The 14,225-nt window shown below is 39.7% G+C and carries 12 protein-coding genes; 8 read left to right on the top strand and 4 right to left on the bottom strand.

The window, feature by feature from the left end; all coding sequences use genetic code 11:
* Nucleotides 1-5: 5 nt before the first annotated feature.
* Nucleotides 6-1,247: an SLC13 family permease gene (locus ACGTNH_RS17115; RefSeq protein WP_394588150.1), complete on the bottom strand. Its 1,242-nt coding sequence runs from the start codon at nucleotides 1,245-1,247 to the stop codon at nucleotides 6-8.
* 180 nt (nucleotides 1,248-1,427) lie between these two features.
* On the opposite strand from ACGTNH_RS17115, the gene ACGTNH_RS17110 reads away from it, so the two are divergent.
* The 8 genes from ACGTNH_RS17110 to pseI all read left to right on the top strand — a co-directional run bounded on the left by ACGTNH_RS17110 (nucleotide 1,428) and on the right by pseI (nucleotide 10,705).
* A complete protein-coding gene (locus ACGTNH_RS17110) occupies nucleotides 1,428-2,150 on the top strand; it encodes a sulfotransferase family 2 domain-containing protein (RefSeq protein ID WP_394588149.1) in 723 nt (240 codons plus the stop codon).
* Between the two features lie 212 nt (nucleotides 2,151-2,362).
* The gene (locus ACGTNH_RS17105) at nucleotides 2,363-3,361 is read left to right on the top strand and encodes an SDR family NAD(P)-dependent oxidoreductase (protein ID WP_394588148.1); all 999 of its coding nucleotides are present in this window, start codon (nucleotides 2,363-2,365) and stop codon (nucleotides 3,359-3,361) included.
* 54 nt (nucleotides 3,362-3,415) lie between these two features.
* Nucleotides 3,416-4,846 (top strand): glycosyltransferase family protein, encoded by a 1,431-nt coding sequence (locus ACGTNH_RS17100; RefSeq protein ID WP_394588147.1) that lies wholly within the window; start codon nucleotides 3,416-3,418, stop codon nucleotides 4,844-4,846.
* Nucleotides 4,847-5,104: 258 nt separating this feature from the next.
* Complete coding sequence (locus ACGTNH_RS17095; RefSeq protein WP_394588146.1) at nucleotides 5,105-6,049, top strand: dTDP-glucose 4,6-dehydratase; 945 nt, start codon at nucleotides 5,105-5,107, stop codon at nucleotides 6,047-6,049.
* Between the two features lie 10 nt (nucleotides 6,050-6,059).
* Nucleotides 6,060-7,259 carry a UDP-4-amino-4,6-dideoxy-N-acetyl-beta-L-altrosamine transaminase gene (gene pseC, locus ACGTNH_RS17090; RefSeq protein ID WP_394588520.1) on the top strand — a complete coding sequence of 400 codons (1,200 nt, stop codon included), beginning with the start codon at nucleotides 6,060-6,062 and terminating at the stop codon, nucleotides 7,257-7,259.
* A gap of 4 nt (nucleotides 7,260-7,263) precedes the next feature.
* The gene (locus ACGTNH_RS17085) at nucleotides 7,264-7,995 is read left to right on the top strand and encodes a cytidylyltransferase domain-containing protein (RefSeq protein ID WP_394588145.1); all 732 of its coding nucleotides are present in this window, start codon (nucleotides 7,264-7,266) and stop codon (nucleotides 7,993-7,995) included.
* A 15-nt stretch (nucleotides 7,996-8,010) separates the two neighbouring features.
* Entirely contained in the window at nucleotides 8,011-9,684 is a 1,674-nt protein-coding gene (gene pseG / locus ACGTNH_RS17080) for a UDP-2,4-diacetamido-2,4,6-trideoxy-beta-L-altropyranose hydrolase (protein ID WP_394588144.1), read from the top strand.
* Nucleotides 9,659-10,705, top strand: coding sequence for a pseudaminic acid synthase (gene pseI / locus ACGTNH_RS17075; RefSeq protein WP_394588143.1), 1,047 nt, complete (start codon nucleotides 9,659-9,661; stop codon nucleotides 10,703-10,705). The genes pseG and pseI overlap by 26 nt, the downstream gene beginning before the upstream one ends.
* Before the next feature lie 50 nt (nucleotides 10,706-10,755).
* Here the strand turns inward: pseI and ACGTNH_RS17070 are convergent, their stop codons facing one another.
* From ACGTNH_RS17070 to ACGTNH_RS17060, 3 genes are all read right to left on the bottom strand, one after another.
* Complete coding sequence (locus ACGTNH_RS17070) at nucleotides 10,756-11,394, bottom strand: BMQ_0737 family morphogenetic spore coat protein (RefSeq protein ID WP_394588142.1); 639 nt, start codon at nucleotides 11,392-11,394, stop codon at nucleotides 10,756-10,758.
* 642 nt (nucleotides 11,395-12,036) lie between these two features.
* A complete protein-coding gene (locus tag ACGTNH_RS17065) occupies nucleotides 12,037-12,663 on the bottom strand; it encodes a superoxide dismutase family protein (RefSeq protein WP_394588141.1) in 627 nt (208 codons plus the stop codon).
* Nucleotides 12,664-13,154: 491 nt separating this feature from the next.
* The gene (locus ACGTNH_RS17060) at nucleotides 13,155-13,973 is read right to left on the bottom strand and encodes a CAP domain-containing protein (RefSeq protein WP_394588140.1); all 819 of its coding nucleotides are present in this window, start codon (nucleotides 13,971-13,973) and stop codon (nucleotides 13,155-13,157) included.
* Between the last annotated feature and the right edge of the window lie 252 nt (nucleotides 13,974-14,225).

The raw sequence follows: 14,225 nt of genomic DNA, 5'->3' as shown, positions 1-14,225 counted from the left end.
CACTTTCACCCCCATATTAATAATGCGAGTCCTACTGTACATAGAGCACACAATAGACTCAGACCAAAACCAACTCTGCTAAAATCTTTAAACTGATACCCCCCAGCATCATAGACGATCATATTCGTTTGATAACCTATAGGTGTTATGAAACTGCAGGATGCTGATATAGCTATAACTAACGCGAACATTTTCGGTTCTATTTCAATTTGCTCGGCCATCGTCTGGCCCACTGGAAACATCATCACCGCTGCTGCAATGTTATGAGAGATTTCCGTTAGGAGCATTGTGGCTAGATACAAGAGGAATGTAATACCGGCTAAACCGATGAATGGATAGATCTGCATCATCGCAGTAGTAAAAAGTTCAGTTAATCCTGAATTCTCCATTGCTTTACCTATGCCCATGGCAGAAGCCATAAGAATTACAACGCTCCAGTTTACAGCCTCTTTAGCCTCTGAAGCACGAATCGACTTAGTAACGAGTAAAAGAATAACTCCTGCCAAAGCAGCCTTTACAATCGATAAAAAATGAAACGTAACAGAAAAAATCATTGCTGTTAAAACTAGTAATACAATCCATGTATGCCTGCTTGAACGTACTTTTTTGAGAGAGGGGGCATGAGTTAGTCGTTGAGGTGGAACGAGACTTGGCAATAAATGATGTCCGATTCCAGCCATATATAGAATACCTAATAAAGTAAGAGGGATTCCGATGAAAGCAAACTCAAAAATAGAAAACCCCTTGTCTCCATGATCGATCAGCATCCCATGGACGACCAGATTTGTAGATGAGCCATATAAAGTGATTGATCCTCCTAATATCGCTGCATATGATAATGGGATGAGAAGCTTTGAGGCGGCAATTTCATGCTTTTCGGCCCACTCCCGCAGTGTAGGAGTCAACATAGCCACAATTGGTGTATTATTCATGATGCCTGATAGAAGAGAAACAGGCGCCATAATTTTAATTACCAACGTTGATATCTTGTCGTTTGATTTTAAAAATTGCTGGAGGAAGCGCAGCAGCATCCCGCTTTTAAAAACACTGTAGCCGATAATGAAGAGAAGTGCGATGGTAATGACGCTAGTGCTTGCAAATCCCATAAATGCCTCTTCTACTGTAATAATCCCTGTTAATAGAAAGATAGACATCGTCACAAACAGCGCTAGGTCCGGTGTGGACCATTGCTTGATTAATACGATAAACATCCCTGTTAAAACGAGGGTTACAAACAAGATCTCCATCTAGCATTCATCACCCTCTTTCTATTCAATTATGAATACTATATGCGGAAGATCAGGTAATGTTAGAAAAATGGTTGATTGTATCAGGTCTAAGTTGCTCTACTCCCCACACGTTTAAATGAAATCAAACTATAATATCGTAGCGGATCATCATTGCACAAATAGAAAGGAGAAAATGGAGTGATTCATTTTAATAAAGAAGACCTCGAATTAAATGAACTTATCTGTTTTTTGCACATTCCTAAAACAGGCGGAAAGACGATGTGGAAAATTTTAGATGGGAAAAATGAAGAAATACTCGTGTGGCACGGGAAGCATTTTAAAAAATTGAAGAAACCGACTGACTATTTTACAATGCTTCGCGATCCTGTAGATCGAGTGATTTCTACTTATTATTACATTAAAAGTTACGAGCGCGATCCATTGCATAAACAAGTTAAGAATATGACCTTCGAGAACTTTCTTTCGTATATGAAGGATGAAGGGGTAGGGGACAAACAATACCACAAAACTGATTTGCGGAGTATCCGTTACCGCACCGTTAATTTAGCTACGCGCTATCTATCTGGAGGAGATCCGAATAACATAAAGAAGGCGAGACGTAACTTAAACGAATACTTTTCAGAGGTAGGGTTTACAGAGCGGTTCAGTGAATCTCTATTTTTTTTAGCACAACACTTTGAGTGGAAGGACACGTTGAAAGTAGAAAGGGTGAACAAGACGCAAAATCGACCCAAGTCTCATGAAGTAGACCCTGCAATAATTAAGCAGATTAAGAAATTAAACCATTATGATATCGTCTTATATAATTATGCTCTAAAGAAGTTTGAAAAGAGAATCGCTGCCTTAAGTGATCAGCAGAAACAAGCGCTGGAGGAATGGAAGAAAAATTTTGAAGGGTAGGAGAGATCCCTGCCCTTTTGTCTATCCGCAGTTGCGGCATTTTTTCATACATAAGCTGAAAACCATACCATTCTTGTCAGGATGCATATTATAGAGTAGGAATGAGATCTTGTTTGAGCTATTTTCCATCCTATTTCAAAAAAATGATAGACAAATAAAGTAGAGTTTCCATGTGATTTAAGGATAGTTTTGAAAGGAAAGAAGGAGCTAACGTGTACTTCAAAGATAAGAGAATTTTAGTTATTGGAGGGACGGGAACTATAGGTAAAAGTATCGTCCGTTATGTGTTACATGAAAAACCGGCAGAAGTAATTATTTTCAGCCGTGATGAATTTAAGCAATTTCAAATGCAAAACGAATGGGACCATGAGAAAAGGATTAGCTTTATCTTAGGGGATGTACGTAATTATGAGCGGCTGGCTAAGGCGATGGAAGGGGTAGATTATGTTTTTCACTTAGCTGCGATGAAGCATGTTTCTTCTTGTGAAGCCAATCCGCACGAAGCAATATTAACGAATGTTAAGGGGACTTATCATGTCATTAATGCTGCATTAGCTAATGATGTGGAAAAAGTAGTATTTACAAGTTCGGATAAGGCCATCTCTCCGACGAACACTTATGGAGCGACAAAGCTGATCGGTGAACGACTAATGACGGCTGCTGAATTTAAAAAAGGGAAAGCAAAAACTACTTTTGCAAGTGTACGGTTTGGAAATGTAATGGGATCAAGGGGATCAGTTATTCCTTTATTTAAAAATCAAATCTGTCAACAGAAAAGAGTAACGGTCACAGATCGTAAAATGACACGATTTATGATGACTCTTTCCCAAGCTACTGAATTAACGATTAAAGCTTTAAAAGAAGCGAAAGGTGGAGAGGTTTTTATATTAAAAATGCCTGTGATTTTGTTGGGGGACCTCATTTCTTTAGTCGTTGAAGAAACGTGCAGTAAACAACAAATCAACACCGAGGATGTAATTATTCAAGAGATTGGTTTACGACCTGGAGAAAAAATGTATGAAGAACTGATGACATTTGATGAGTCACTCACGGCTTGGGAGTTGGCGGATATGTATGTTCTCCCTGGAAAAGAAGTGACCCAGTATTCAAATGCACAGAAAGCGAAGCAGCAAACGTACAGCTCTGCCGATCAGCCGCAGGTTTCCAGCGAAAAGCTGAAGCAGCTACTACACAAAGAAAAGCTTTTGTAAATCTTGGTTAAGTATATCCAGGCCAATGACTCGTTAGAGAAAGGAGGGAATTAATTGAATACGTATGAACGTAACTACTGGTCTCTTTATTTAGATTTTCTTGACCAATTTGAAGGAGTGACTTATAAAGGTTACTCTCTGCCTTATCTCTGTCACTATCGTAGCTTAATTAAAAAAGCTGGAGTAATGAATAGGATGGAAGAGAACTCCTTTACCCAACTGCTAAAAAACAAAGCAGAGAGCAACGTAGACATTCAATCCCGGTTCAATCAGTACATTCACAAGCACACGAGCCAAAAGCGCTCAAGTAATAAGAACGGCAAAGTCATTATTCATGATGTATATAACCTTATTCGTTTTCCAAATCCAATTCTTAACAAGTATTTCTCTCCTTCAAAAACATTGATGATAAAGGAAAGAAAAATACTGCCGAAAGACAAAGGATATCTAAAAAAAGAGAAAGCGGGGAAAATTCCAGTTCAATATTTTGACGAATACACCAACTCCGATCCTTCAGTTGAACAATCAATTTCAAAAGTGAGGAGAGAAGTTAAAAGGATCTGTAAGACCCAGGCTTCTCACCCTTTGTACAGTGACCAAAAGTTTCAAAAAGTTCTTTTGATGCAGCTTGGCAAAATTATTCATCGGATTGAACAGGCTATGATGCTGTTTCAAACAGAAACGGTATCCTGTGTTATTGTCCCATCCACCCATTATCCTGAAAGTCGTACTCTCACTATTGTAGCAGCAAAACAAGGAATCCCAACGATCTGTATGCAGCACGGCATTATATCTAGTGAATTTGGATATTTACCTAAAATTGCTGCAGTGGATGCGGTGTATGGAGAGTTTGAAAAAGTATGGTATAAGCAAAAAGGGATAGAAGACAGCGCAGTAAAGATCATAGGTCATCCGAGGTTTGATCAAATTTATTTAAACACCCCTGTGAAAAGGGAAGAGTTTGAGAAACAGCTTGGGTTGGATTCTAATAAAAAAACAGTACTTGTAGTCGTAAGGGGAAATAAAGATCTACCACGTTGGAAGCTGCTTATCAATTCCTTAGTGAAGAAAGGTTCATTTAATATTCTTATTAAGGATTTTCCAAGTATACAGCCGCATCAGCTGACAAAAGAGATAGTTGAAGCGCTCCCGGCTCAAAATTTTGATCTCTATGATATTCTTCCCAATGTGGATGCGGTAGTAGTCTATTCATCGACTGTCGGTTTAGAAGCTATGCTTGCGGAAAAGCCGGTGTTTATTCTTAGTGAAGAGTTTCCAGGACACACAGGATATTATTATGGTTTAGGAGGGTTAGTACACTCAAATCCTTCTTCATTAGCCGATATTGTCCACCGCTATTTTTCCAGGAAAGATATGCAGAAGTATGAAAAAGCGGTAAGAGAAAAATTTTTATCTACCGCTTATGCAACCAATCAATTGTCCGGTAAAAGACTAGTGAATTTAATCAAACAGCTAACGAAATAGTAGTTGGAGAGAAGGGGTAAACTCTTTTTAAAACATCCGAACTGATTTTCCGGAAATCATTCGGATGTTTTTGTGCTTTAATCAGTTTTGTTACACATTTGATTTAGTAAGTTTCGGACAAGCCGTTAAATTTTCAGCGTTGGGACTATGATAATCGTCTTATTCATGACCTATCTTTTTTAGTGGTTGTTTTAATGAATATTCTCTCCTTTATTTTAATAGGATGTGTCTGAAGGGGTGAATGGGGGAGATGATGATTTGAATGTACTTGTAACGGGTGGTGCAGGTTTTATTGGCAGATGGGTTGTTAAAAAACTGCTCGATGACGGTCATAACGTATGGGTTCTTGATGACTTATCAAATGGAAGAATCGAGAACGTTGATGATTTTCTAAGCCGAAAGAATTTCAGGGAATTTATTCAGGGAGATATAAAAGATACGTCTTTATTAAAGGATTTATTCTTAAAGAAATTTGATTGTTGTTATCACTTGGGAGCAAGCATCAATGTTCAGGACAGTATCGATGACCCTAAGACTACGTTTGATAACGATACAATTGGTACGTTCAACGTCCTTGAAGAATGCAAGAATCATAATGTCAAAATTGTATTTATGAGTACGTGTATGGTGTATGACCGCGCTGCGAATGCTGGAGGTATCAAAGAGACGGATGCCATTAAACCGGCTTCACCTTATGCTGGAGCGAAAATAGCAGCTGAAAACATGGTGCTTTCTTATTTCTTTGCTTATGGATTACCAGCCGTCGTTGTTCGACCATTTAATACGTATGGTCCATTTCAAAAAACGGGAGGAGAAGGCGGAGTAGTTGCCATCTTTATTAAAAACAAGCTGGAAGGTAAAGTGCTGCAAATTTATGGAGACGGCACTCAAACTCGTGACTTGTTGTACGTGGAAGATTGTGCACACTTTGTAGTAGAATCCGGGTATTCTGACAGGGCTAATGGTGAAATCCTTAACGCAGGGATAGGACGTGATATTCCGATTAATGATTTAGCGAGTTTAATCGTTAAGGATGTAACTAAAATTCAGCATGTGAAGCATATTCATCCGCAGAGCGAAATTCAAAAATTACTTTGTAATTATGACAAAGCATCCAAACTACTGGGCTGGAAGCCGATCTTCAGTTTAGAGGATGGGATTAAACGCACGGAAGAGTGGATTAAATCTACCAATTTGATTTAATGAGGGATTTATCATGGCCAAAAAGCTAGCGATTCAAGGAGGAAAACCGGTTCGGGAGACCTATCTTCCTTATGGGAGACAATTCATTGACGACGATGATGTGAAAAAAGTCGTGCAGGTATTAAAAAGTGATTTTCTTACTACGGGTCCGGAAATCTATAAGTTTGAGCAGAAAGTAAGTGATTATGTCGGCGCTAATTACTGTGTAGCTTTTGCCAATGGGACAGCAGCTCTGCATGCCGCTTGTGCTGCAGCCGGCGTTAAGAAGAATGATGAAGTAATTACAACTCCAATGACTTTTGTAGCAAGTGCTAACTGCGCGATATATTTAGACGCAATGCCTGTATTTGCAGATATTGACCCGAACACATACAACGTCTCTCCCGCTTCGATTCAATCCATGATTACGGAAAAAACGAAAGCAATTATTCCTGTCGATTTCACAGGTCAACCTGCTGCTTATGATGATATTCTTTCTATCGCTAAAGCTCGTGGTATTCCAGTAATTGAAGACGCAGCACATGCTCTGGGCGCTCGTTATAAGGGCAGAGACGTAGGTTCTCTTAGCGATATGACGATGTTCAGCTTCCACCCCGTTAAGCATGTAACAACAGGAGAAGGCGGCGTTATTACGACTAACCGCAAGGACTACTATGAGAAACTGATTAACTTTCGTAACCACGGCATGACTCGCGAGTCCAGTGTATTCAAGGAGACTTCTCATGGTCCCTGGTATTATGAAATGCAAAGCTTAGGATTTAACTATCGAATGACAGATCTGCAAGCAGCCTTAGGTCACAGCCAGCTTGATAAACTTGATTTGTTTATCGCAAAAAGAAAAAAGTATGCAGACATGTACACAAAAGCCTTTTTGGATGTTGATGAAGTAATCACTCCCAAATTAAAAACGGGGTGTGATTCAAGTTGGCATCTCTATATACTGCGGCTTAAATTAGAGCGGCTGTCTGGATCTCGTAAGGAAGTTTTCGAAGCGCTGCAAAAAGAAAATATCGGGGTTAACGTCCACTATATCCCTGTATATTGGCATCCTTATTATCGTCAATTAGGCTATGAAAAAGGACTTTGTCCAATGGCAGAAGAAGTTTATGAAGAAATCATTACGCTTCCACTATTTCCTGCCATGACAAAAACAGATGTTAAAGATGTGATAAAAGCAGTGAAGAAAGTAATATCTTATTATACGAGGTGATTCAATGAAAGTGGCAGCCATAATTCAGGCGCGTATGGGATCGACACGGCTGCCTGGAAAAGTATTAAAGCAAGTGTTGGGGAAACCGTTATTGGGCTTTCAAATAGAGCGGATGCAGCGATCAAAAAAAATTGATGAACTCATTCTTGCCACCACTACTGAACCAGCTGATGATGCCCTTTGGTCATTTGCTAATGAACATTCAATCTCTGCCTTTCGTGGTTCCGAGAAAGATGTTCTCGGACGTTACTATGAAGCAGCATCCTACCATAAGGCTGACGTTGTTATTCGATTAACTTCAGACTGTCCTTTGATTGACCCTGTAGTCATAGATGAAGTGATCGACGCTTATTTTCATCAACAAGGAGCTTGTCGTTATGTTTCAAATACGCTGGCACGAACGTATCCTAGAGGAATGGATACTGAAGTTTTTTCATATCGGGCATTAAAACGTTGTCATGATAATGCTCGCTCGGAATCAGAACGGGAACACGTGACTTCATATATCCATCATCATAAAGATGAATTTTCGATCTATAATGTAAAACTTGAGCAGGATGAGAGTCATCATCGCTGGACGGTGGACACAGCGGAAGACTATCAATTGATTAAACGCATATTAGAACACTTCTATCCTGGTCATCCGAATTTTACTTTAAGAGATGCACTAGATTTCGTGAAACAGTATCCGGAGCTCTCGCTTATAAATGCTCATATTGATCAAAAAAAATCGTGAGAGTGTGATGAGCTGATGGAAGTCGTAATTCGTACAGATGCTTCTGTGAAAATAGGCACTGGACATGTCATGAGGTGTTTAACACTAGCTCAACAGCTGAGCGAGAATGGCGCACATGTTTCATTTATCAGCCGACTTCTAAAAGGGAATTTAATCGAGTTTATTAAAGACAAAGGATTTGTAGTTTTTCCGCTATCAGCTCCCCACGATTCCCACTTTAAAAAAGACAGTGATATTCCTTATTCAGATTGGCTTGAAGTAAATTGGAAGACGGATTACAACCACACGGCCGCTGTATTTAAAAATCATCTCCATCATGCTGACTGGCTGATCGTCGACCATTACGCTTTAGGGGAGAAGTGGGAAAAGCGGATGAAGAACCATGTGAAAAAGGTAGGCGTTATAGATGATCTCGCTGATCGAAAGCATGACTGCGACTTGATTATGGATCAAAATATCTTTCGAAACTTTGAAAAACGCTACGACCATTTAGTGCCGAAACAAGCAGCTAAACTATTAGGTCCAAAGTATATGCTTATCCGGAAAGAGTTTGAAAAAGCTAGAGAACAATTGAAACATCATAAAGGAACAATTCAGCGAATTCTTGTATCTTTCGGGGGGACAGATCCGACAAATGAGACCCTGAAAACAATGAGAGCGATAAAAGCCTTAAATAGAGAAGATTTAACCGTTGATGTAGTGGTAGGGGAAAACAATCAAGACAAGCAGGAGATTAAAGAAGTATGTAAGGAAATTACAAATTTTTATTTTCACTGCCAAATTGATTACATGGCAGAGTTAATGTTGAAAGCTGATCTTGCTATTGGGGCTGGGGGAAGCTCCACTTGGGAACGTTGTTATTTAGGTGTGCCTGCTATTACGATTGAAACCGCAAAAAACCAAAGAGAAATATTATCATACTTGGAAGAAAAAGAAGCTGTATTCAATTTAGGAGAAAGTGATAACGTTTCTGCACAACGACTGATGCAAACTTTAAGAGAATTATTGCAGAACCATTATCAAGTAAAAAGAATAGCTGAAGCAGCACGTGAAGTGGCGCAAGGGATAGAGATAGGATCGGCTGCTCGTCATTTGTTGGGGGGATCTCCAGTCTTCGATCTTCGTAATTTTGAGCTGAAGGATTTAGAGGAGAGAGAATTAGAGACGGTGTTAAAGTGGAGAAATTCAGATGTCGTTCGTTCCGCTATGTATACCGATCACAAAATAACGTTGGAAGAACATAGAAAATGGTTTGAAGGGGTAAAAAGGGATGCGTCGACAATCATTAAGCTCCTTTATTATAAAAAAGCACCAATAGGTCTCGTTAATTTCTCAAAAATAGACCGGAGCAATAGTAAGTGTTTTTGGGGATTTTATATCGGGGAAGAATCAGCACCTAAAGGATCAGGAACGGTATTGGGACTGCTTGCCTTGGAATTTATTTTTGAACATGAAGGTATGCATAAAGTTTGTGCAGAGGTACTGGTATCAAACCAAAGAAGCATGCAATTTCATAAGAAACTAGGGTTTAGAGAAGAAGGAAGGTTTATTAAACATACATTGAAGAATGGTCAATATATGGATGTTATACCCATGGCTCACTTTAAGGACATATGGCCGGAAGCCAAAAAAACACTTATCCACTCAAAAGGGGGGAGAATCGATGGATCCCATCCTTCTTCAAAATAGAATGATTGGTTTAACCGCACCTCCTTTTGTGATTGCAGAAATGTCTGGTAATCACAATCAATCATTAGAGAGAGCTTTAGAAATCGTAGAAGCAGCAGCTAAAGCAGGAGCTCACGCTTTAAAGATTCAAACTTATACGGCTGATACGATGACTTTAAACCTCACACAGGATGAGTTTGTCATTGGAAGTAAAGGCTTATGGAAGGGGCATTCACTCTACGAACTTTATAAGAAAGCCTATACCCCTTGGGAGTGGCATGAACCGATCTTTAAACGTTGCAGTGAATTGGGAATGATCGGTTTTAGCACTCCTTTTGATGAGACAGCGGTTGATTTTCTCGAGAAGCTTCATGTCCCTTGCTACAAAATTGCTTCTTTTGAAAATACAGATATCCCTTTGATAAAAAAAGCAGCTAAAACGGGAAAGCCTATAATTATTTCTACGGGATTGGCTACGGCAGCTGAAATTGATGAAACGGTTAGAACAGCCCAAGAGGCAGGGTGCCGCGAATTGATTTTATTAAAATGCACGAGTACTTATCCTGCATCACCGGAAAACACGAACGTAAAAACAATTCCACATATGAAGGATCTTTTTCAATGCCAAGTAGGATTATCTGATCACACATTGGGGTCAGGTGCTGCGGTAGCCAGTGTCGCATTAGGGGCTACCGTAATCGAAAAGCATTTTACTCTATCACGTAAAGACGGCGGAGTGGACGCTTCATTTTCTATGGAGCCTGACGAATTTAAATTGTTAGTAGAAGAGACTAAAAGAGCATGGCAGGCTTTGGGTGCTATAAAATATGGACCGACAAACAGTGAAGCAGCATCCAAGAAATACCGCCGCTCTTTGTATGTAGTGAAAGAAATGAAAAAAGGAGAAGTCTTTACAAGGGCAAACGTTAAAGCGATACGCCCGGGGTATGGACTCCCTTCTAAGTATTACGATATTATTTTAGGGAAAAAAGCAGCTCTTCCAATTAAAGCAGGAACAGCTGTAACTTGGGACTTATTTTGAAGAAATAAGAAAAGAGAAAGCATCTTGTGCTTCCTCTTTTTCTTATACTTTTATTCGCCGTTGCCGTTACCGTTGTTAGGGAACACCACTGGGCATTGTGGTGGTCTAACTGGAGACGGGCAAGGAGTAGGCAGGATGTCTCTTGGCTCGCAGAATTCAGTTACTAGCTCTACTGTTACTGGGAAAGTAGATTGAATGCTTTGACATAGGTTAACAGTGATTGAAGCATCAAAAGTTGGATCTGTATCTGTATCACCAGGGTCACAGTCGAATGTACATACGAAACAGTCAGTGTCTGTGTATGTTACATCAATTTCTGTACCTGCTGGAGCGCAGAGAACAACTTGTTCGCAGCGGGAGAATTCTAGTTCAACTTCTTCTTCTCCGTTTACAGTTGTTGGAATAGTCAGGGTAACCGTAAAGTTTTTACGGATAGAAACGAGTTGTAAAGTTGTTTCTACACCGTCGATGATGAACATACGGTCCTCACGGGACAAAATGTCTACATCGTCAGGAGTAACTGTACAAGTTACAGTTGCAGGATCAAAATCATCACAGTCCAATCCTTCTGGTAAATCTTCATCGACAATATTAATATCGAAAGAAGCTTCATTTACCACCCAATCATAAACCTTATCTACATTGACACAAAGAAGTTCTTGACCACCACTTAAATTTTTTGCTTGCATCTAATAAGCACCTCCGGATTATAAGATATGTTACATTCGTAGCATATGTTTAGACTTGCAGGATGGTATAGTGATAGCGCATAGATTTTTAAATTTATTCAAAAAAATCGAACGGGCGTTGCTCATAATCTGCTAGATATTTTCTCCAGCGGCAAACGCAAGGCCGGCCAAGGTAAAGCAAAGTGGAGAACGGGAGCTTCTCCCCCTGATAATTCCGGCAGGGGAGAGGCTTTCCACGCAGTTTCTGTCCCACTCGTTTTTAATATGATAATACCTCTCTGGCAAATGTCTTTACTCGAAACAGCCCAAAACGTATAACTTTCCACCAAATTAACGGCCCAACATTACTTTAGCGGAAAAGCCTTGCAACTGCCTCGAAATTTAACCGCTGAATCACCTCTTCTATTACTATGTAAGTAAACATGTCTTTGCTCATAAATAAATTGAAATATTTATAGTGGAACTTTCCATCGTGCCGAAAGCTGTCTATAAGTCAGAAAGAGTTAATTTCACAGGGACTATCCTGCCCGCCTGTCCCAGCAAGCCATCTCCTCATTACAGAAGAACAAGGTTCTCTTCCATACTTAATTTTAGTATTGATCACAAAAAAAGCTCCTCCATATAGGAAGAGCTTTTCCAGTCTTAGTTTTCTTCTGTAATCTCACCACATGCGATACGATCTCCTGCGTCACCAGCTGGTTGTGATTCGTTGTCATCAGCTTCCCCATGTATTACTAATGCGGTGCCGTCTTCATCTAGTAAAGAATGGTCTTCTCCGGAAGTGAGAGTTACTTCTTCCGCTGTAACCTCCTGCTCAACAGAACCATCTTCTTCTACTTCAAGGTTTGGAAGGTCGCCGGCATGAGGCCCGTCCTCAGATTCAGTTCCGTGACTTACATTTGTTGGGTTAAAGTGATCACCCGCCGATTTGAAATCAGGGCCTTCACATAAGCCGCTTTCATGAATGTGGAACCCTCGTTCACCTTCAGGTAATTTAGAAGCTTCAAGATGAATAAGTACCCCACTGTCCTGCTCAATTAATTCTGCTTCTCCGATATTTTCACCTTCTCCGTCCATCATAGACACAGTTACCATCTCGGATTCCCCATCTTCTTCAGATTCGTCCGTCTCATCACTGTTAGCTTCTTGTTCGGTAGATGTTTGGTCATCGCCAGTATCCGGAGCATCTGTCTGTTCATCATCTTCTCCACATGCAGCAATAACAAACAATAATGACATTACAGCCATTAAGTAAATCCATTTTTTCATACGGGTGGACCTCCTTTTAAAGTGAGTTCTATAGAGGGTTTTTACGTTAAAAGCTGAAGATAAACAAAAAATAGGGAAATTCATCCTATACTCCTAATTAACGGTGATATGGTAAAGAATTTCTTATGCTTATGTACTACGTTTTGTTGCATAAAAGAAAAGATTATTAGTAGAATAGGAACGAACGTTCGTGTGAAAGGGGGGGTGATATATGGAAAAATGGATAAAAAGAAGTGCAATAAGGGAAGAGAAACTGGAGATTTTTTTACTTATCTGCTCAAGGGGAAGTATCTCAAAGGGTAATTCAAGTATTACGAGTAAAAGCTGACTGCATTACTGCGTTTTGTTATTCTGAAAACCAAGTAAGAACATTTAACAAAGCGAATATTTTATCAGCATTTCCCCGAGCTCATAAAAAATTAAAAGGTGTTTCATAAAAAACCACCGAGATATTAAACCTCGGTGGATGTGTCAAAAAAATACTTTATTAATTACTTAGCGATAAACATTTGAGTCCAGTAGTTTCCGTCCTCAGCATGTCCTACACCAATATGAGTAAACGATGAGTTCATAATGTTCTCACGGTGGCCTTCACTGTTCATCCAGCCTTGTACAACTTCTTCAGGAGAAGTTTGTCCCATGGCAATGTTCTCGCCTGCAGTTGTATAGTCAATTCCATATGCATTCATCATATCAAACGGTGACCCGTGTGTTGGGCTGTCATGCGAGAAGTAGTTGTTTTGCTGCATGTCTAGTGATTTGTCTTTAGCTACGCCGCTAAGTTCTACATCTAGTTCAAGCGGTTCTAGTCCTTGCTTAGCACGCTCTTCGTTCGTTAAATCTACTACTTGTTGTTCAAATTCAGATACTTCTGAGCTTGCTTCCTCTTGTTCTGTAGTTTCTTCTTGAGAAGCTTGTTCTTCAGCAGGCTGTTCAGCTGGTGCTGCTTGCTCTTGTGGAGCTTCAGCTGATTCTTCAGGTGCTTCTTCAGGTGCTTCTTCAGCTTGTTCAGCAGGCTGCTCTTCAGGTGTTTCCTGCTTTGGCTGCTCTTCGGCAGACGCTTCAGACTGCTCTTGAGAAGGCTGTTCAACTTGGAACTGCTCTAGAAGAGACTGAATGTCCACTTGTTGAAGGTTATTTGCTTTTAGTGCGTCTTCATTTTCATTAGCCCATTGAAGAACACTTTCTATATTAATGTTTTGTTGATTTACTTTTACCTCACTATCTCCTGTAGAAGCTAGAGAAGTAGCTGGAGCTGCCAATAATGAAAGGGCAAGTGCTCCGGAAACAATAAGTGATTTCACTTTCATGTTTGTATTCCTCCTTGAAAAGTTTTGTTTTTTCAACAACTTCATCCTATCATCTGTTTTATGTAATATTTATGGTTAAAACTAGAAAAAAACGGCCGAGCCGATTAATAAATTATGCCAAGAGAGTATACTAGAAAAATAGAGTGCTTCATTATTGGCATGATAATGATTCCCAAAATTTTCATTTGGAACAATCTTTATATCCAATTGGAATATCTAAGGTTACACTGATAACAATTGGTAAAACATATC

The organism is Halobacillus sp. B23F22_1, assembly GCF_043497005.1.
Classification (GTDB): domain Bacteria; phylum Bacillota; class Bacilli; order Bacillales; family Halobacillaceae; genus Halobacillus_A.
Note: the sequence above shows the minus strand (reverse complement) of the source record. Positions and strands in the feature narration are given on the sequence as shown.